This is a genomic window from Deltaproteobacteria bacterium (assembly GCA_009692615.1).
Taxonomy (GTDB): domain Bacteria; phylum Desulfobacterota; class Binatia; order UBA9968; family UBA9968; genus DP-20.
In genome coordinates this window covers 1-19217 of sequence record SHYW01000055.1, presented here as the reverse complement: position 1 = coordinate 19217, position 19217 = coordinate 1, and the positions used below count along the sequence as shown (strand labels likewise).

General features: G+C 56.1%; 18 protein-coding genes. All 18 read right to left on the bottom strand.

Going from position 1 to position 19217, the window contains the following annotated elements:
- Positions 1-12: 12 nt before the first annotated feature.
- A complete protein-coding gene (locus EXR70_14315) occupies positions 13-1017 on the bottom strand; it encodes an ABC transporter substrate-binding protein (protein MSP39659.1) in 1005 nt (334 codons plus the stop codon).
- The gene (locus tag EXR70_14310) at positions 1002-2012 is read right to left on the bottom strand and encodes an ABC transporter substrate-binding protein (GenBank protein MSP39658.1); all 1011 of its coding nucleotides are present in this window, start codon (positions 2010-2012) and stop codon (positions 1002-1004) included. Before EXR70_14310 ends, EXR70_14315 begins: the two co-directional genes overlap by 16 nt.
- A gap of 5 nt (positions 2013-2017) precedes the next feature.
- Positions 2018-3169: a hypothetical protein gene (locus tag EXR70_14305; GenBank protein MSP39657.1), complete on the bottom strand. Its 1152-nt coding sequence runs from the start codon at positions 3167-3169 to the stop codon at positions 2018-2020.
- Positions 3147-4190: a hypothetical protein gene (locus EXR70_14300; protein ID MSP39656.1), complete on the bottom strand. Its 1044-nt coding sequence runs from the start codon at positions 4188-4190 to the stop codon at positions 3147-3149. Before EXR70_14300 ends, EXR70_14305 begins: the two co-directional genes overlap by 23 nt.
- On the bottom strand, positions 4177-5172 hold the full coding sequence (locus EXR70_14295) for a hypothetical protein (GenBank protein MSP39655.1): 996 nt from the start codon (positions 5170-5172) through the stop codon (positions 4177-4179). Before EXR70_14295 ends, EXR70_14300 begins: the two co-directional genes overlap by 14 nt.
- The gene (locus tag EXR70_14290) at positions 5169-6194 is read right to left on the bottom strand and encodes a hypothetical protein (protein ID MSP39654.1); all 1026 of its coding nucleotides are present in this window, start codon (positions 6192-6194) and stop codon (positions 5169-5171) included. The genes EXR70_14295 and EXR70_14290 overlap by 4 nt, the downstream gene beginning before the upstream one ends.
- 3 nt (positions 6195-6197) lie before the next feature.
- Complete coding sequence (locus EXR70_14285) at positions 6198-7220, bottom strand: amidohydrolase (GenBank protein ID MSP39653.1); 1023 nt, start codon at positions 7218-7220, stop codon at positions 6198-6200.
- Positions 7221-7411: 191 nt separating this feature from the next.
- Positions 7412-7711, bottom strand: coding sequence for a hypothetical protein (locus tag EXR70_14280; protein MSP39652.1), 300 nt, complete (start codon positions 7709-7711; stop codon positions 7412-7414).
- Between the two features lie 234 nt (positions 7712-7945).
- Complete coding sequence (locus EXR70_14275) at positions 7946-8917, bottom strand: ABC transporter substrate-binding protein (GenBank protein ID MSP39651.1); 972 nt, start codon at positions 8915-8917, stop codon at positions 7946-7948.
- A complete protein-coding gene (locus EXR70_14270; protein MSP39650.1) occupies positions 8918-9508 on the bottom strand; it encodes a nucleotidyltransferase family protein in 591 nt (196 codons plus the stop codon).
- Between the two features lie 182 nt (positions 9509-9690).
- Positions 9691-10674: an ABC transporter substrate-binding protein gene (locus EXR70_14265; protein MSP39649.1), complete on the bottom strand. Its 984-nt coding sequence runs from the start codon at positions 10672-10674 to the stop codon at positions 9691-9693.
- A 102-nt stretch (positions 10675-10776) separates the two neighbouring features.
- The gene (locus EXR70_14260; protein MSP39648.1) at positions 10777-11913 is read right to left on the bottom strand and encodes an ABC transporter ATP-binding protein; all 1137 of its coding nucleotides are present in this window, start codon (positions 11911-11913) and stop codon (positions 10777-10779) included.
- Positions 11914-11983: 70 nt separating this feature from the next.
- Complete coding sequence (locus EXR70_14255) at positions 11984-13708, bottom strand: iron ABC transporter permease (protein ID MSP39647.1); 1725 nt, start codon at positions 13706-13708, stop codon at positions 11984-11986.
- A 32-nt stretch (positions 13709-13740) separates the two neighbouring features.
- Positions 13741-14766, bottom strand: coding sequence for an extracellular solute-binding protein (locus EXR70_14250; GenBank protein MSP39646.1), 1026 nt, complete (start codon positions 14764-14766; stop codon positions 13741-13743).
- A gap of 62 nt (positions 14767-14828) precedes the next feature.
- On the bottom strand, positions 14829-15863 hold the full coding sequence (locus tag EXR70_14245) for an extracellular solute-binding protein (GenBank protein ID MSP39645.1): 1035 nt from the start codon (positions 15861-15863) through the stop codon (positions 14829-14831).
- A complete protein-coding gene (locus tag EXR70_14240) occupies positions 15860-16870 on the bottom strand; it encodes an extracellular solute-binding protein (protein MSP39644.1) in 1011 nt (336 codons plus the stop codon). Before EXR70_14240 ends, EXR70_14245 begins: the two co-directional genes overlap by 4 nt.
- 35 nt (positions 16871-16905) lie before the next feature.
- The gene (locus EXR70_14235; GenBank protein ID MSP39643.1) at positions 16906-18003 is read right to left on the bottom strand and encodes a hypothetical protein; all 1098 of its coding nucleotides are present in this window, start codon (positions 18001-18003) and stop codon (positions 16906-16908) included.
- Positions 18004-18046: 43 nt separating this feature from the next.
- Positions 18047-19018, bottom strand: a complete 972-nt coding sequence (locus EXR70_14230; protein MSP39642.1) for an NAD(P)-dependent oxidoreductase — start codon at positions 19016-19018, stop codon at positions 18047-18049.
- Positions 19019-19217: the final 199 nt, after the last annotated feature.

Sequence of the window (19217 nt, the reverse complement as noted above, 5' to 3'; positions counted from 1 at the left end):
CCCTCCTTGTTCCTATCTTTTAGCCCAGATTTGATCCCAAAAGCCACTCTTTTCCATATCATTTAAAAACCGCGTATCGGTCAATTCTTGTGGTTTGACCTTCTTGGCCCGTTCATCGGTCTGCGCCACTTCATCGAGGATCGCTTGAAACGCTTCGGCTTTAAGCGCCAGCCGAGGCTCCATCACTTTGATCTCAGCATTATAAGCAGCGTCCAAAATCGTCCGGTCGTTGATACGCAGCTGCTTACCGAGGACTCTGTAAACGAACTCGCGGTCGCTGTGCAGGATCTTCGAAGCCTCACCCATAGCGCGCATATACTGCGCCATCGCTTGCGGTCTCCTGGCGATGGTCGCGCGCTTAGTGACGAACGACGTGGCAGCGTAGGGAATCTTCAGATCGGGACCGTAAATGACGTAGTGAAAGCCGCGCGCCAGCGCTTGGACATCTGTCGGCGGCGCCAAACAGGCAACCTCGACGCCGCCGGCGAACAATGCGGTCAAGGACTCGGGATCGCCGCCGGATTGCAAAAAAGTGTAATCGCGGTTGGGCTCCATGTTGTGGCGGCGCAGCGCTTGAATCGTAAAGTAATGCGAGTTGCTGCCGATGCGGCTGACGGCAATCCGTTTGCCCTTTAGATCTTCCGGCCGCTTCAGATTGCCGCCGGCGATGATGTTCTGGGTCATCGAGTTTTTCGCGCTGCCGATGTAGACGATATCGGTGGAGCCGCGCACGAAGGCGATGACGTTGCCAACCCCGCCGGTCATGACCATGTCGGGATCGCCGCTCAGCAGCGCCGCCGTGGCGATGCTCGATGAAGCGATGAACACCAGGTTGTGATCTAAATTATATTTTTTGAACAGTCCGGCCTCTTCGGCGATCCAGGGCAGCGCCTGGGCCAACACGCGGGCCGAATAGATGGTGGTAAATTTATCCGCCGCCCACGAGTTGGCCCACGACAATAAACAAAGGCCAAAGAGAAATCGGAGAAAAATGCGCTGGATCACTTCTTGCCCCACAGTTGATCCATAAAGCCGCTCTTATTCATCTCATCGAGATAACGCGTATCCACCATTTCCTGAGGCTTGACCTTCTTAGCATTCGCGTCACTGGGAGCTAGCTCATCGAGAATCGCTTGCAACGATTCCATGCGAATCGTCAAACGCGGCTCCAGCGCTTTGATCTCGGCATTATAAGCCGAGTCGAGAATGCTGCGATCTTGAATGCGCAGATATTTGCCGAGAACTTTGTAGTAGAACTCGCGGTCGGTATGGACCAGCTTGGACGCCTCCGCCATGGCGCGCATGAAGTTAGCGATCACCGCAGGTCGCTTGGCCATCACCGAACGTTTGGTCACGAACGCGGTCGCCGAATAGGGAATTTTTAGATCGGGACCGTAGAGCACGTAGTGATAACCCTTGGCGATCGCCTGGGAATCGGTGGGCGGTGTCAGATTGGCAACTTCGAGGGAACCGCTGAGCAGTGCCGCCAGAGTCTCGGGATCGCCGCCGGTCTGCAAAAAACTATAATCGCGATTGGGCTCCATGTTGTAACGGCGCAGCGCTTGAATCGTGAAGTAGTGGGAATTGCCGCCGATGCGGCTGACGCCGATCCGTTTACCCTTCAAGTCTTCAACCTTTTTGATATTGCCGCCGGCCACCAAGGTTTGCGTCATGACGTTTTTCACGCCGCCAGTGAACACGACATCGGTGGAACCTTTGACATAAGCCGCGACGTTGCCGATGCCGCCGGTGACGGTCATCTCAGTGTCGCCGCCGAGAAGCGCCGCTGTGACGATGGACGACGAGGATATAAACACCAAATTGAAATCTAGATTATACTTTTTAAACAGCCCCGCTTCTTGAGCCACCCAAGGAAAGGACTGCGACATCACTCGAGCCGAATGAACGCCAACTAGCTTGTCGGGCGCGGCGGCGCCGTGGGCGGGACCAGTCAATGAGACAATCGCTAGCGCCAGCGAAATCGCCAATTTCGAATATTCATGCTTGCTCATAAGAATTACCGCTGTCCGTACAGTTCCTTGATGAACCCTGTATCTTCTAACTCTTTGATCAAGCGGTTGTCAAAGAACTCCTTCGGATCGGCGCCCGCCGCTTTCGGATGGTCGGCGACGCTGAGCACCGCCTTGATGTTGTCCTCGGTAATGTAGGGTACGCGGGGAAAGATGCCTTTGAAGGTTTGATACGCCTCGTCGATCACCGGGCCATCATTGGTGGCGAGAAAACGGGCCAACGCGCGCTTGGAAGTTTCCGCATCCTCATTGGAAACTTTGACCGCCGCGATATAGCCGCGCAAAAACGCTTTGAGCCGCTCGGGCTGCTGACGCACGGCCGAACGGCGGGTCACCACACCATTGTGCACGTAGGGTAAATTCAAGCTCGCGATGTTGATCACTTCTTTAAAACCCATGCGCCGGGCTAACAGTGTCGTCGGCGCCGACAGCACCGCGGCGCTGACGATGCCGCGCTCCAACGCCGCCAACGCTTCGCGCACGCCGCCGAGGTAGAGAAACTTGACGTCTTGTCCCGCCGCCAAATGGTTGTGGCGCAGCACCGCGATCATGCCGTGATCGGAAGATGCGCCTTTAGTCATGACGCCGACCACTTTGCCTTTCAAGCCGGAAATGTCTTTCAGTTCGGGCCGAGCATAGACGGAGAATCCGTAGGTCGGCACGATCAACGCGATATAAACCAGCTCGGCCCCGCTCAACACCGCGTTGATCACCGCGCCGCCGGTGGTCGCCATATCGATATCGCCGGCGACCAAGGTCTGCGTCAGTCGGGCGCCGCCGGAGATATAAATGTTTTGCAAATCGACGCCGTACTTGCGATCGAGCTTCGCTTCCGACATCACCCACAGCGGCAACTGCGCCCCGCTCGGCTGGGGATAACCGACGCGCACGGTGATCGGTGCGACGGCTGCCTGACAGTTCTGCGCGAGCGCTGAGAGTAATAGAAGTGCGACAACCATTGTGCGAAGAATGGCTTCTCGGCAGTACGATGCGAAAGATTTTTCACCACGGAGATCACGAAGGACACGAAGGTTTCGGATAATTCTTATTCCGAACTTCGTGCCCTTCGTGTCCTCCGTGGTGAAATCCGCCCTTCTATCCGCCTGACAAAACCACTTACCGCCGGCTATAAAGTTCATTGATAAAGCCACTGTCTTCGATCTCCTTCAACAATCGGTTATCGAAAAAATCTTTCGGATCGGCGGCCGCAGCCTTTGGATGATCGGCAGCGGCGAGAATCGAACGTACTTGATCTTCGGTCGTGTAGGGCGCTTTCGGATAGATGCCGCGATAGGCTTGATAGGCTTCGTCGAGAATCGCGCCGTCGCTGGTCGCCAGATACTTGGCCAGCGCGTGCTTGCTGACCTCGCTGTCTTCGTTGACCACTTTGATCGCGGCGATGTAACCGCGCAGAAACGCCTTCATGCGCTCGGGCTGTTGGCGCAAGAAACTTTTATGGGCAACGATGCCTAACTGAATGTACGGGATTTTCAAATTGGCGAAGTTGAGCAGCTCCTTGTAGCCCATGCGGCGCGCCATTAAAGTCGTCGGCGCCGAGATCGTCGTCGCCGAGACGATACCGCGATCCAAGGCGGCTAAACCTTCGCGCACACCGCCAAGGTACAAGACTTTGACATCCTGGCCGGAGCGCATGTTGTACTGGCGCAAGAGCGCGGTCATTCCATGATCCGTGGACGCGCCCTTGGTCATCAGGCCGACGACTTTGCCCCTGAGCGAAGCCACGTCCTTCACATCGTTACGCACGTAGAGAGCAAAACCATAGGTCGGCACGCTGGCCGCGACATAGGTAATCTCCGCGCCGCTCAAAACCGCGTTAATCACCGCGCCGCCGGTGGCCGCGAGTTCAATATCACCCGACACCAACGTTTGCGTCAGACGGGCGCCGCCGGAAATGTAAATGTTCTGCAGATCGACGCCGTATTTCTGGTCGAGCTTGGTTTCCGCCATCACCCAAATCGGCAACATGGCGCCACTCGGCTGCGGATAGCCAATGCGAATGGTAGCGGCGGCGAAACTATCGCCCGCCGATATTTGCAGCAGCAGCAACGCCAAAATCAACATCGCGCCCAGCATGACCGTAGGGGCGAAAAATCTTTCGCCCCTATAATACCTCGGACAACACCACTTAGCGCCGCCCATAAAGCTCCTGAACAAAACGGCTGTCTTCAATCTCTTTTAAAAACCGGGTGTCGAAGAAATCCTTGGGATTGGCCCCCGCCGCCTTGGGATTTTCCGACAACGTGAGACTCGACCTGATTTGCTCTTCGGTCACGTAGGGAACGCGGGGAAACATGCCGCGAAACGTTTGATACGCTTCGTCGAGGATCGCGCTGTCAGTGGTGATTAAATAGCGGCTCAAGGCCGTCTTACTGGTCTCGGCGTCTTCGTTGGCGATTTTTATGGCGGCGATGTAGGCGCGCAGATACGCTTTCACGCTTTCCGGTTGCTGGCGCGCGAAGCTCCGCCGGGTGACCACACCGCTGTGCACGTAGGGCACACCGAGGGTCGCGATGTTGACCAATTCTTTCTGGCCCAGGCGCCGCGCCGCCAAGGTCGTCGGCGACGACAACACACCGGCCGCGACGATGCCGCGCTCGATGGCGGCGAGCACTTCGCGCACGCCGCCGAGATAGATGAACTTCACGTCCTTGCCGGGTTGCAAGTTGTAACGTTGGAGCAAGGAGATCACGGCATGCTCAGAAGACGCGCCCTTGCTCATGATGCCGACAACCTGGCCGCGCAAGCTAGCGATGTCCTTGACCTCCGGCCGAGCGTAAAAGGAAAACCCATAGGTCGGCACGCCCACCGCAATGGCGACCAAATCGCCGCCGGCCAAAACCGTATTGACCACGGCGCCGCCGATGCTCGCCAAATCGATATCGCCGGCGACCATCGATTGATTCATGCGCGCCGCGCCGGAGATAAAAATGTTCTGCACGGTCACGCCGTATTTCTGATCGAGCCGAGCATCGCTCACCAACCACAACGGCAGCATGGCGCCGCTCGGCTGCGGATAACCAACGCGAATCGGCGCACCAGCCGCCAATGCCACGCTATTCCCCACCATCACGAACACGAGCGCGAAAAATGCCAGCTTGAAATGGCGATACAAATTCATCACGACCAAAACCGTTCCCGCCAGCGCGGAATTGCCAGCGGATTGACTACGGTATTGGGAACCTTGCCTTCAAGTAGTTCAAGAATCGATTGCGCGGCGAGCTGTTGCCCCGCCGCCTGGGAGCCGGGATTGGTCCCGATCGTGTGCGGCGTCAAGATCAATTTCTCGGCTTCCACTTGGCGCAGTGGATTGCTCATCGGCGTCGGTTCCTCGGCGTAGACATCGAGAGCCGCGCCGGCGATTAGGTTGTCGTTCAATGCTTGAATCAAATCGCTCTCGTCGATCGCCGGACCGCGCGAGGTGTTGATGAAAAAAGCGCTGGGTTTCATCAATTTGAATTGCGCCATGCCAAGCAGGCCGCGGGTCTCACGGGTCAACACCACATGAAGCGTGACGACATCGGATTGGCGCAGCAGTTCTTCGAGAGAAACCATCGTTACGCCTAAATCCGCCACAGTTTCCTGGGTCACGTAGGGATCGTAGCCCAAGATATTCATGCCCCAGCCCGCCAAGCGCTTGGCGATGCTTTGGCCGATCCGCCCGACGCCGATGATGCCCACCGTCCTGCCGAGCATGAGCACGCCGTGGTTGCGCGCTTCCTTCCAGCCATGGACGCGCATGTGAGCCTCGTTGCGCTTCAAGCGTTTGAAGAGCGCCACCATCAAGCCGATGGTCGCCTCGGCCACGCCCAAATAATTTTCCGGCGTCGGACTGTTGCAGCACAGGATACCGAGATCGGTGGCCGCGTCGACATCCACCGATTCGATGCCGATGCTCGACTTCACCACCGCTTGGAGATCGGGACAGGAGTCCAAAATATCCGCGCCGATAAAATCTCGGCCGGCGGGAAAAACAATCGGCGCATCGCCGATCAACTTGACCAGCTCCTTGCGCTGGTAACGAAATTCGCGGAAATCGTCTAGCGATTTCCCCAAGACCAACTCGCAGCCGGCTTGGCGCAAGGCGTCTTCGACCACGGTCAGCCCGGTGGGACCGGTCATGCAAACTTTGCGTTTCACCGCCATGTCCTAACTCAGATTGTAGAGTTTCTTGGCGCTCTCGGCGAACAGCCATTTTTTGGCTTCGTCGTTCAAGTCTTTGCGCCGATTCAAATGGTGGATATTTTCCGGGAATTCGGTGTCCCAGTGAGGAAAATCGGAAGCGTAGTAAATATTTCGATGGGAAATTATTTCCGTGGTCGCGCCGATCAATGGCTCATAATCTTCCGCGTGAAAATAAATCCGCCCGTCCTTCAAGTAGTCGAGCGGTTTGCGCTTGCACAGGGGCGCTTCCACCGCACCGCGAATCTCCCACTCCTCGCTCATGCGGCCGAACCAGTAAGGCGCCCAACTGCAACCCGCTTCCATGAACGCCACGCGGAGTTTAGGAAAACGGTCGAACACGCCGCGAAACATCAAGCTGGTGCAATGCATCATCTGCGCAAAAGAGTGCGACAGCGTGTGCACTTCGATGAACTGGTCGAACAAATCGCCGGCAAAATAGTGCGGCCCGCGCACGGTGGCATGGACGCCGACCATGCAGTCAAGCTTCTCCGCCTCTTCATAAATCGGCCAAAAGCTTTCATGGCCGAGGGGCAGGCGCAAACCCACCGCCGGCAGCATCAAGCCGACCAGTTTCAATTCTTTGACCGCGCGGCGCAATTCCTTGACCGCTTCGGCGACATCTTGAAACGAAACCAAGGCGACGCATTTCAACCGCGGACTGACTTTCTGAAACTCTTCCGAGCAGAAATTATTCCATGCTTGAGCATACTGCACCGCGACATCGGGCTCGCGAATCCAGCCCACGCTCAAACCGTTGGTCGGATATAACACCGCGGTCGAAACTTCACCGCGATCCATGGCGTCGAGCCAACTCTTGGCATCGCCCGCCCTGGTGCCGAGCTTGCCGCTGAGCGAACGATCCCAGCTATCGCCCGGCGTCAACGACGAAACTCGTTTGACGTATTTCTCCGGCATGTATTTTTTCAGCTGGGCGTCGCTCTCGGTGATATGTCCGTCGGCATCGATGACTTCGAATGAATTGGCCATGGCAACTCTCCTTTGGCGGTCTTGATATCATCGTCGTACGCCGGAGCGGCGTTGTGTGTCAAGTGGAGAAGAGTGACAAGTGAGGGCGGCAGGAATATATGCCACAGGGATTTTGGCGCTCGTTATTTGTCGATGGTGAGGCCGCGCTTGTGCGACTGGTCAAGCTACGGGCCGACATTCTCCTCAAAAATTCACCTCTGACGGCTGAGCATAACGAAAACCAACCAGACGATGCAGGCGTTCGCGAGCGCCGAGAGTCCGAGGATCACGACAAATGAAACGTCCGAATGGCCGACGTTCACGCCGAACGCCGCCTTGCCGATCCAGATCACCGCGACACTCGCCGGCAAGCTTAGCGCCACCGACAACATGCCGGCAAATTCAGAATGCCCTCGGTCGAAAAGTCGGATGCTGAGTTCATAAGCGACAGTAGATACCGCCAACAGCAAATAGCAGCCGGTAAGGATCGTGCTCAACTTCTTCGTGATCATACGAATTGCTTAGTGAATTTTAGAACAGCCAGCCTAAGAATGTCGACGCTCCTCTCACGCTGGCTAACCTCCAGCTTCAGCTGACGGTCCGCTGCAAGCTGTTGTTAGCCGGCAGCCTTCGTAAGGATCTCCAAACCGGCTTACGCAGCGGCTGCGCGTAGCGCGCCCGGTAGCCCACGACGACGGAATCTCAACGCGCCGATTCCGTTCACAACGACAGACACGCTCAAGCGCTTACACGTAATGCTGAATCCGCTCCAAGCTCGGCGCGAAGAACAGATCCTCGACCTTGGGGTTTTTCTTAATCATCCCCTGCTCGTATTCATAACGGATCACCGCTTCCAGCGCTTTGCGGTTGTCGTCCAAATTATACGGCCAGGGATCGGTGCCGAAGATTTCTTTTTGTTCGCGCATCAAGTCTTGCACCCAGACCAAGGCGAAGCTGCGCGGGTCGCTGTTGCGCGCGTAGCAAATTTGCTTGGCCTTCTCGAAGGCCTGCACCAAGCTGATGCCGACCCAAGGATGTTTTTCCAAGATGTGATTCTTCACCACCACCGTGTGCATGATCGGGAAGTGGCCGCCGTTTTGGTAGTATTCGATCTCGGCTTTCTTAGAATCAGGGAATAACAGAGCAACCTTGGGATTGCCGTTACGAATCGACGGCAGCGTTTCAGGATAAAGCGAAGCTTCGATCTCGCCGTCGAGCAGCATTTGATCGACGTTCTTGCCGTGCGCCACGCGCTTGACGTTCATCCAACTCGCCGGCTCGAAGGGAATATCTTCTTCTTCCTGACACCACCATTCGACGGTCTTGAGATCTAATCCATAATGATCTTGGAGAATGCCGCGCATCCATAGGCCGGCGGAATTCTGCAAGGTATCGAGCGCGATTCGTTTGCCGTTCAGATCGGCCGGCTTCTCGATGCCGCAACCGGTGCGCTTGACCATGTACTGATGGCGAAAGCGGCGGTGTGGAAAAACCGGGAGCGCGTTGTAGCCGCAGCCCTTGTCGCGGGAAACTAAATAGCCGACCAGGGACAATTCGCAAACGTCGAACTCGTCATGCTTCAACATCCTTCCGTGGCGCTCCGGCGACGGCATGGTGAGGACGTTCAATTCAATCCCCTGGGGTTGAATCTCGCCGTCGATCAGCGGCCGCAAAAAATCATAGTCGCCGCAGGCCAAAGTCAATTGCAGTTTTGCCATCTACTTACCTTTCACATGTTGCCGATAAAGTTCCGGCGTATCGATATCGAGAGTGATGCCAACGTCTTCAGTGTCGATTTCCAAGGTCTCGTCGCGGTGAGCGTTGACCACGGCCTTGGCGCCTTGATCGAGCGGCGCATTTAACAATTCGCTGAACAGCGCGCGAGAGAAAATCACCGGATGTCCCCGTTTGCCATGATGGCGCGGCACGACGATTACTTTTTTCGAATTACTAAAATGTTGAAGCAACGCGCGCACCAAAACTGGATCGACATAAGGATGATCGACCAGGTGAACCAACATAGCTTGGCAATTATTATCGGATTCCAAGTGACGAATCGCCGCCTGCAACGAAGAAAGCTGGCCCTGTTTGAAATGGGGATTGACGACGATCTCGACCGGCAGGTGCGCGATCTTTTGCCGCATCTCTTCAGCATTGAAGCCGAGAACCACAACGATCCGTTCCAAGCCGCTCAGCTTGAGCGCGCTGACAATCCGCTCAATGAAAGTTTGCCCGTCAATCGACAACAGTGCCTTAGGCTCGCCCATGCGGCTCGACTCACCCGCGGATAGAACAACGGCTGCGATCATGGCGTAATTCGTTGAACATTGACATGCCAGAAAATCTCCCCTAGCCCCTCTTTTTCAAAGAGGGGAACCGGCTTCGCTCTCCGAACTTCCCCCTTTGAAAAATGGGGATTGAGGGGGATTTTCTTAGCGGTACAAACTCTGTTCAACATGGCAGCAGCATTCATTGCTGAGAACCAGCAATCTCACTTGTAAATCCGGTCGATAAACCCGCTCTTATCGAGCTCGCGCACGATGCTGTCATCAATCCAGTCTTCCAATTTCAAACTCATTCCCGGTTTGCGGCTGAGCGACTCTTTCATTTGATCCTCGGCGCCGGCACGGGTCACCAGCGGCACGCGGTCGTGCAACTTGGCCATGGCGATGTAGGAATCCTCTAAATATTTAGGATTGGTTTGGCGCGAGAACTTGGCGATGAACTTTTTGCTCTCTTCTTTACGGGTTTTGAGAAAATGGGTCGCTTCGATCAAGGCCATCGTCACGCGCCGCACAGTATCGCGCCGCGCCGCGAGAAACGTTTTCGTTGTCGATGAGCAAATAAAAGGGAACTCATAGCGCTTCTGAAAGTCCGCCGTGCTGATCAAGATTCGGTGCGGCATGCCCTGGGCCAAATGAATCACGCCGGGAGGCGAAGGAAAGCCGACAATCCGCCCGCCGCGAAACGCCGCGGCGCGCTCGGCGGTGCCGCCCACCTGTAAGATCGGCACATCTTTGACCGGCTCAAGTCCTAGTCCTTTGACCAAAATACGCGCCGCCGAGTCCGACGCGCTGCCGACCCGACTGATGCCGATGCTTTTGCCGCGCAGCTCTTCGGCCGATTTGATCGATTCGTGGACGACTAATTCATAGGGCAGCGTGTTGATGTAACAACCGGTGAGCACCAAGTTGGCGCCGCCGACCACCGCGCTCGCAACCGTGCCGCCGGAGTTGTTGCCGATCTGAATATCGCCGGCGATCATGCTTGACACCGCGGTGGTCGAGCTCGGCACGAAGATCAAATCGACATCCAAGCCATGCTTCTTGTAAAAGCCGCCGTCGAGGGCCGCGTACCAAACGAAGTTGGTGCCATCCGCCGAGCTGTATACCAAGCGCAAGCGCTCCTGGGCTCCGGCTTGGCCGAGCAAGACCAACGTTATCAAGCCGACGATAGTAAGAATCTTACCAATCATAGCACCGCACCAACCTTCCGCGCGTCGCCGCGCGCTCACTGGCTACTATGGATTTAAACCTAAGATGGGCCTGATTCAACCGAGGGAGAAAACTCCGTCTGACTATTCGGCGGGCAACGCCATGCATTCGCTCGCCGGCAGCTCGACCCAGACGGTATCGCCGCGGCGGATTTGCATAGTGTGGCGCTGATGGGTTTGCAGCACATGGTTCCCCAACTCGACGGTGCAGTCCAAATATTCGCCGAGGAACATCGCCGCGCCGATCTTGGCTTCGATGAGGTTCTCGCATTGGCTCGGCCGTTGCACATGCATGTTGACGCTCTCCGGCCGCACCACGACCACGACCTTACTGCCGGCCTGCAAGCCGTCGAGCACCGCGCAGGCGATCTCACCGTCGTCCGTGCGCACCATACCGGTGCCGTCGGCATCGACGCGGGCCAAATGGCCGGTCAACTGATTGGTCGAACCGATGAAGTTGGCGACAAACTTACTCTTCGGCGTCAGATAAATCTCCCGCGGCGCGCCCTCCTGAACGATCATCCCCTGGTTCATCACCGCGATCACATTGGACATGGACAGCGCTTCGATCTGGTCGTGGGTCACGTAAAGCGTCGTAATACGCAGACGACGCTGAAGCTCGCGCAGCTCGAAACGCATGCGCTCGCGCAATTTCGCGTCGAGATTGCTGAGCGGCTCGTCAAGCAGCAAAACTTTAGGCTCGCGTACCAGGGCGCGCGCCAAAGCGAGGCGTTGCTGCTGCCCGCCCGACAATTGCGTCGCCATGCGCGCTTCATAGCCATTCAACTCCACCTGTTCGAGAGCGGTCATGACTTTCTTCTTTAACTCGGTGCTGCTGACCTTCTCTTTGCCGACGCGCAATGGGAACGCCACGTTCTCGAATACCGTCATGTGCGGCCAGATGGCGTAGCTCTGAAACACCATGCCGATGGGACGGCGATAGGCCGGCACATAAGTATTAGCGTTGGCGGAGTAGACTTTTTGCCCGGCGACGATGATCTCGCCGCCGTTGGCTTTTTCCAGGCCGGCGATACAGCGAAGGGTCGTGGTCTTGCCGCAACCGGAGGGTCCGAGCAAGGTATAAAACCTCCCCTCCTCCACCGTGAAGCTGATTTCGTTGACGGCCTTGACCCCGGCATTGGAGCCATCTTCGTAGATTTTTACCAGACCCTTAACTTCGATCACGAATGGTTCTCCCGAAAAACTGGAATGATGGAGTATTGGAGTGATGGAGTGTTGGGTCCGAAAATCATCTCTCCATTACTCCATCACTCCAGTACTCCAATCTTCCCTACGTCTGTATGCCCACTTTGCCGGTGAGTTTGTAAAATATTCCCACTACAGTCAGCAGGGTAACGATCATCAGGATGCCGATGGCGGCGACAATCGTCACTTGACCTTGCTCGAACATGGTAAAAAGTAAAATCGACAGCACGCGGCTTTCGCCGGTGGCGAGCAGCACCGAGGTAGAGAACTCGCGAAACGACACGATGCAGATATAGATCCAGCCGGCGACGAAACCCGGACGGAGCAAGGGCAGCGTCACCCGTTTGAAAGTGTCCCACCACGATGCCCCGGAAGCGGCGGCAGCCTCTTCAAGCTCGCTATGAATCTGCATGATCGATCCTGACGAGGAGCGCATGCCGTACGGTATAAAGCGCGTCACATAGGCGATCAACAACACCCATATGGTGCCGTAGATTGGAATCGGAAAGGCGACGTACAAAAGAATCAGCGCCATGCCCATGACTATGCCAGGGATGGTGATCGGGATAAAAGCGAGGATGTCGAGAATCCAGGCACCGCGCAATTTGCTCTTATAAACGATCCAGGCGACCAAGGAGGTCAACACCATAGCCACAGTGGCGGTCAAGGTCGAGAGAATGACGCTGTTCTTCATCGCCTCCCAAAACGGCCTAAACCCGCCCAAGTAACGGTAATTGTCCAAGGTCAACTTATCCAGTGCGCTCCAACTCGGCGCCGCGAAAAACGGCAAGAACGACGCCCAAAACAAAACCAAAAATGGCAGCAGCACGACAAAGATAAAATAGACCATCAGGAAAGCGAAGCCGGCCCACCGCCACGGGCCCAGATCGAACTGGCGCGGCCGGAAAGCCTTGCCCGTGACGGTTTGGAATTTTTTACCCTCTTTTGTAGCTCTGGTATAGAGCCAAACACCCACGGCACTGAGCAGTAATAGACCCACCGCTAAGGCGCCGCCGCGGCCGTAGTCCGGCGGATATTCATTGAAAGCGAGAAAAATTTCACTCGTATAGACGTAAATACGCGCCGGGATGCCGATCAGCGCCGGGGTTTCGAAAGATTCAAGGGTGCGGACAAACAGAATGAGCAGAACCGAACCGGCGGTGGGTGCTAACAGGCGTAAGGTAATCCGCTTGATGGTCTGCCAAGTATTGGCTCCCGACATCATCGCCGATTCTTCCAAGGATGGATCCATCGATTTGAACGCCGCGGTCATCATCAAAAACGCCAACGGCACCTGGCCGACGGAGTGGACCCAGATCATGCCCGGCAGAGAAAACACGTTGAACGGCGGCGATTGCAGACCGAACAGATGCATCAACCAAACGTTCACATAGCCGAACTTGGGACTTAAAAGAAAAATCCACGAGATGGATTCAAGAACGCCAGGAAGGATCAATGGAACCACGGCGATCGGCACGAATAGTTTGCGCATTGGCGTGTTGGTGCGCTCGGTGAGCCACGCCAACATTGTACCGAATAAAAATGTTATCGCCGCCGAACCCGAGGCAAAGATCAGCGAGTTTACGAAGGTCGAGTAGGTATGCTCACTGGCATAGGCCTTTTGATAGTTCTGCAGCGTGTAGACAAACTCCCGCGGCGCCACCTCGGCCTGAAAGCTGCCCATGATCAACATGAACAGCGGCAGCACGGCGAGATAAATCAGAATGGCGGCGCCAACTACTGGAACTAACAGTGCCGGGTCTAGGCCATTGCTCTGTTTTGCAGTAGTGGGAGTTGCGACAGTGGACATGGTTTACTTCCGCGTCAAGAAGTTGGTCTTGACTAACGCAGCTTAAAGATTGCTCTCCAAGTCTTTTCGTACTTGGGAAATTCCTTCAAATCGGCGGCCGTGATAAAGTACGCTTTGTCGGTCTTGGTCTTATCGGTGGGATCGACCTTGGGATGAGCTGGATTGCGCCCACCTTGGGCCATCACTTTTTGCCCGTCTAAACTCGCCACCCAACGCGCGAACAATAACGCCGTGTTCGGATGAGGCGCATTCTTGAACACCGCGGTGGCGTTGATCGAAGCCACGCCTTCGCTGAGCATGTAGTTAACCGGAGCACCCTTCCTCATACGGATCGGATAGTGGTGCGAGTAACAGGTTAGACAGACCGCGGCCTGGCCGGCGACCAAGAGTTCGGCCAACTGCGAATGGCCGGCGTGAAATTCGACATTGTTGGCGGCGACCTTCTTCCAGTAGTCGATCGCCTTTTCATCATTCTTGAAACGATACTTGGCGAAAGCCAGGAGCATTTCCAAATCGCGCGGTTCAGCGATTAGGCGGTTTTTCCATTTCGGATTGATAAAGTCGTCGAAGCTCTTGGGCTCTTCGTCCTTCTTAACCAGATTGGTGTTCCATGCGGCAACAAAGTACTGAAGGTCGGAGGCAGTCCAGAATGATCCTTTGAGTCCTTCGGGATAGGCCGCCGATTCCGGCAACGACAGTTCCTGCATCAATCCTTGTTCGTGCAGTTGCACGACGTTTTCCAGGGGTACCTGAAAGACATCGCCGAGGGTCTTGCCGCCGCGCGCTTCGCTAACCGCGCGGGCCACCAGCTTATCCGAGGTGGCGTCGATGTGATTTACCTTAATGCCAGGAAAGCGCTTTTCGAACAGTGGGAAAATGATTTCTGCGTTGATCTGCGCCAACGTGCCGTAGAAGTTGAGCCCGCCGCCTTCCTTGAGTGCGGCCTTATGGAGTTCGTCGAGGGACTGACAGTGGGCTGGGACGTACGTAACCATCCCGCCAACGATCATGACCGCGCCGAAAACGAGTAACCGAATTGCCAACATGACGACCTCCATATTGCACCGAAAAGTCCGGTGCAACGGTGATAGCAGTTTAATCGATGGAGTCAAGCTGATCTCTAACGCAGCTTGAAAATCTCTTTCCAGATTTTCTCATAGCGACGCCATTCCTTGATCTCCTCCGTTCCGATCGGATAGAGAATCGCCGGGCGAATCTTTTCCACCGGGTCAACTTTGGGATGGGGCGGCAAGCGGCCACCGGCGGCGTAGGCTTTTTGTCCTTCTTCGCTGGCCGACCAGCGATAGAACAACAAGCCGGCGTTGGGATGGGGTGCATCCTTGGCCAGAGCGTTGGCGGTAATCGTCGCGATGCCTTCGCCCTGCATATAACCCAGCGGCGCGCCTTTCTTGATGCGCGGCGGATAATGGTGCGCGTAGCAGGTCACGCAGGCGGCGGCCTGGCCGGCGGTGAGAAACTCCGCCAGTTCGGAATGACCTTTGTGAAATTCGATATTGTTGGCCGCTAGCTTGCGGAGAAAATCGAACGCCTTCTCGTCGTTTTTATATTTGTGACGGGCGAGGCCGATCAAAAGCTCGACATCGCGCGCTTCAGCGATCAATTTCCCTTTCCACTTAGGATCGGCGAAATCTTCAAACTGTTTCGGCTCATCTTCTTTTTTGACCAGTCCGGTGTTCCATGAGCCAATGATGATGACCAAGTCCGCCCCCAGCCAGTTGGCTCCCTTAAGAGACGCGGGATACGCGGCTGCTTCGGGCGGCAACTTGTCAATCAACAGCTTCTGCTCACCGACCTGAAGCACGTTTTCCAAGGCCATTTGAAACACGTCGCTGATCACCCGGCCGCCGCGCGCTTCAGTAATCGCCCGCGCCGCCAGTTTGTCAGCCGTGGCGTCGACATGATTGACTTTCATGCCGGGAAACCGTTTCTCGAACACCGGCAAAATCTTCTCGGCATTGATCTGCGCCAAGGTCGCGTAAAAGTTCACCACGCCGCCCTCTTTGAGCGCCAGCTTGTGCAGGTCATCGAGCGACTGCGCGCCGGCGCCGGAGACTATTAACCCAAACCAAGCGAGCAGGGCCAATCCAAACTTTGTCATAGGATCTCCTTTGGTCTTTGCTGCCAACGCCATCATCGCAGTTTGAAAATTTCCTTCCAGATCTTTTCGTACCTAGAAAAATCCTTGATATCTTCGACGCCAACCGGATAAATCGTTGCCGGGCGAATCTTTTCCGTGGGCTCGACTTTGGGATGCGCCGGCGTGCGCCCGCCGTGGGCGTAAACCTTTTGATCTTCTTCGGAGGCCGCCCAGCGGGCAAACAACCATGCGGTGTTCGGACTCGGTGCGGCTTTGAGCACCGCCACGGCGATAATGCCGGCGGCGCCCTCTGACAACATATAATTAACCGGCGCGCCCTTTCTCATCCGCGCGGGGTAGTGGTGCGAGTAGCAAGTAAAACAAGCTGCGGCCTGCCCCGCCACGATCAGCTCGGCCAACTGCGAGTGTCCGCGGTGAAATTCGACGTTATTAGCGGCGATCCGAGCCAACACGGCACTGGCCTTTTCCAAACTCTTATGCTTGTGCATGAGGGCGATCAAAACTTCGTAGTCGCGCGGCTCGGCAATGAGCCGGCCCTTCCAGCGCGGATCGCCGAAATCATCCAAAAACTTGGGCTCTTCGTCTTTCTTCACCTGGGCGGTATTCCACGCCCCGACAAAGAAAATCAGGTTATTCGCCGACCAGTAGGAACCGCGCAGATTGGCCGGATAGTCGGCGGCCTCCGGCGGCGCCCTATCCAAAATTAGCCCTTGAGCCTGGATCTTATTGATATCCTCGAGGCCGAACTCCACCACGTCGGCGATCACTCGACCGCCGCGAGCTTCGGTAATCACGCGCGCCGCGAGCTTATCGGAAGTGGCATCGACATGGTTGATCTTGATGCCCGGAAAACGCTTTTCAAAGAGCGGGTAGATAATTTCCGCGTTGATCTGTGCCAGCGAGCAATAACAGTTGAGCACGCCCCCTTCCTTGAGCGCTTTCTTATAAAGCTCTTCGATCGTCTCGGTCTGGGCCGAAACTGGCAGCGGCGCGAGCGCCAATAGAAAAAATAACAGCGAGAGAATTCTAGTTCCGCAATGCATCCTAAGCTTCCTCCAATTGGATATCGGGTAACTCCCTATTTCCGCACCGGCGTTTTCAGAACCGTTTGTAGCTTATTCTTCAATTCGCTGGGCATGCCGAGAAACTCGCTGACCAGCCTGGCGATGGTAGTGCCGATCAGCGGGTCGATTTCGAGACGCCCCTTGTCCGCGTCGGCGATCAGTTCTTTGTCCTTGAACACCTTCGCGAACGCCGCTTCCAGCGCCGCCGCGCGCTCCGCGTGGGTTCCCGGCGGTAGGACATAAACCTTGCCGAAGTCGTTGGGCGTGCTGGTGCCAAACTTGAGCAACAGCCGCTGCTCCTCGGAGCGAGAGATTTGCTGTATCGTCGGCACATTGGGCACGATCAAGTCCTTCATCGGCGTTTCCGTGAGCTGCGCCAGCACGACCCATTCGCCGCTCTTCACTTTGTCCATGGAAGTGACTTTAGACGAGGTCCAAGTGTTGAAGAAGCCGTCGACCTCGCCGCTATCCAAGGCCAAGCGCACTTCGGCGGTGCCTTTGTAGCCGGAAACGACCTTGAGATTGGTGTTGAGCACTTCTCTGACCATGATCGGCGCGTGCTCGACGGTGGAGCCGGGGATCGCGCCCATGGTTACTTGTTTACCCTTATCGCCGCGCAGCTCGTCGAACTTCGTAATGCCAGTTCTCTTATGAACGATCATCAAGTAGCTCTCGCTCACCGGCACCGCGAGATAGCGGAATTTGCCCATATCGTACTGCACCGCCGGATTGCCAAAGAGCTGCTCCAAGACGATCGGACCGGAAAGGTTGCCGACAATCGTGCCGTCCTTGGGCGCGGCGTTGTACATATGATTGGCCGCGATCATGCTGCCGACGCCGGCCATGTTATCGACCAAGACATTCGGGTTGCCGGGAATATGGCGCGACAAGTGGCGCGCGATGAGCCGGGAGTATTGATCGTAACCGCCGCCGGCGGAAAAACCGACGACGATGCGCACGGTCTTGCCGCGGAAGAAATCGGCCACCGCTTTTTCGTCGAATGCCGGCTTCGCCGGCGCCGGTTGTGCGGCGAAGGCGTTGGCGCCGGTCAGGGCGAATGCCAACAGCCATAGAAAAAAGCCATTGCGCAAAGATCTCATAGATTTTTTCATCCTCGCTTTTTAGACGCTGGCGCCAAGTCGAGCTTCAGATGCCTTACAGATTTTCGAGTTTTTTGAGCGTCGCGCCGTAGTCCGCGACGGCTTTGTCGATGGGATAGTCCGGTTCATAGCCCAACTGTTCCTTGGCTCGGGAAAAATCGCTCGATAGGCGCGAATCTGGATAAGGCATGGGATTGTTGGTTTTGACGATCTCGATGTTGGAGCCGGGAAATTTCTGCCGGATCGCCGCGACGATGTCCTCGCCGCTCACCAAGTCGGCGTTGCCGATGTGAAACAGCGTGTCTTTGAACTTGTCTTTGCAGACCGCCAACACGGTGCCCTTGGCGGCGTCTTTGCCATAAAGAATTTCCGCCGGACCGTAAGGCCAGTTGATCTTCGCTGACTCCCCTTTCACCGCGGCGCGAATCATTTGCTGGATGGCGATCTCGCGGGTCGCCTTGAGCGCCGCCGGCGACGGACCGTAAAGCCCGCCGGTATAACGCAGGCAGATAAATTCGAAGCCGTAGCGCTTGGCGTAAGCGCGCCCCATGAATTCGCAGCTCGCCTTGGTGGCGGCGTAGACCGACGGAGGATTCATCGGGATACTCTCGTCGATCTGTTTCAACCCTTCGCCTAGCGAGCCCAGGTAAACCGTCCCAGAGCTGGGAAACACCACGCGGCGGACTTTTTCCAGGCGCGCGGCTTCGAAAACATTGATCGTGCCCATGAAGTTGAGGCGCACGCCGCTGTACGGCCGACGCTGCACTTCTTCGCCGAGAAACGCCGCGAGATGAATAATTTGATCGCAATCGTTGTCGCGGATGGCTGAAATCAGCGCCGGCATGTCGGCCATGTCGCCGCGGATTAACGTTACCTTGCTGGTGTCGACGCCGACGGCACTGAGCAACCGTTCGTTGAGGGCGACGTCGAAAATAACCGGCCGCTCGCCGCGCGCCAGCAACATCTGCACCGCATAGGCCCCAACGAGACCGGAACCACCGGTGATAAGAATTCCTTTATTGGCCATAATTCAGCGCCTCCTCTCGCGCCCTGCCTCTACTATCCTATACCCTACACTGTGTTGTAGCAAAGTGATTATGTCAGGGGTTAACGGCAACGTAATTATGTCAGGGTGGAAGGATGACAACCCTGACAATGAAAGACGAGAAACGACTAGACGTAATTCAACGAGTATATCGCAGCGAGATCACCGTGGTTGAGGCCGC

Bases quoted from the DNA above. Each gene is read 5' to 3' on its own strand.
- EXR70_14310 (MSP39658.1), bottom strand. From the start codon at position 2,012: ATGAGCAAGCATGAATATTCGAAATTGGCGATTTCGCTGGCGCTAGCG.
- EXR70_14305 (MSP39657.1), bottom strand. From the start codon at position 3,169: ATGAACTTTATAGCCGGCGGTAAGTGGTTTTGTCAGGCGGATAGAAGG.
- EXR70_14300 (MSP39656.1), bottom strand. From the start codon at position 4,190: ATGGGCGGCGCTAAGTGGTGTTGTCCGAGGTATTATAGGGGCGAAAGA.
- EXR70_14290 (MSP39654.1), bottom strand. From the start codon at position 6,194: ATGGCGGTGAAACGCAAAGTTTGCATGACCGGTCCCACCGGGCTGACC.
- EXR70_14285 (MSP39653.1), bottom strand. From the start codon at position 7,220: ATGGCCAATTCATTCGAAGTCATCGATGCCGACGGACATATCACCGAG.
- EXR70_14280 (MSP39652.1), bottom strand. From the start codon at position 7,711: ATGATCACGAAGAAGTTGAGCACGATCCTTACCGGCTGCTATTTGCTG.
- EXR70_14275 (MSP39651.1), bottom strand. From the start codon at position 8,917: ATGGCAAAACTGCAATTGACTTTGGCCTGCGGCGACTATGATTTTTTG.
- EXR70_14270 (MSP39650.1), bottom strand. From the start codon at position 9,508: ATGATCGCAGCCGTTGTTCTATCCGCGGGTGAGTCGAGCCGCATGGGC.
- EXR70_14265 (MSP39649.1), bottom strand. From the start codon at position 10,674: ATGATTGGTAAGATTCTTACTATCGTCGGCTTGATAACGTTGGTCTTG.
- EXR70_14255 (MSP39647.1), bottom strand. From the start codon at position 13,708: ATGTCCACTGTCGCAACTCCCACTACTGCAAAACAGAGCAATGGCCTA.
- EXR70_14250 (MSP39646.1), bottom strand. From the start codon at position 14,766: ATGGAGGTCGTCATGTTGGCAATTCGGTTACTCGTTTTCGGCGCGGTC.
- EXR70_14245 (MSP39645.1), bottom strand. From the start codon at position 15,863: ATGATGGCGTTGGCAGCAAAGACCAAAGGAGATCCTATGACAAAGTTT.
- EXR70_14240 (MSP39644.1), bottom strand. From the start codon at position 16,870: ATGCATTGCGGAACTAGAATTCTCTCGCTGTTATTTTTTCTATTGGCG.
- EXR70_14235 (MSP39643.1), bottom strand. From the start codon at position 18,003: ATGAAAAAATCTATGAGATCTTTGCGCAATGGCTTTTTTCTATGGCTG.
- EXR70_14230 (MSP39642.1), bottom strand. From the start codon at position 19,018: ATGGCCAATAAAGGAATTCTTATCACCGGTGGTTCCGGTCTCGTTGGG.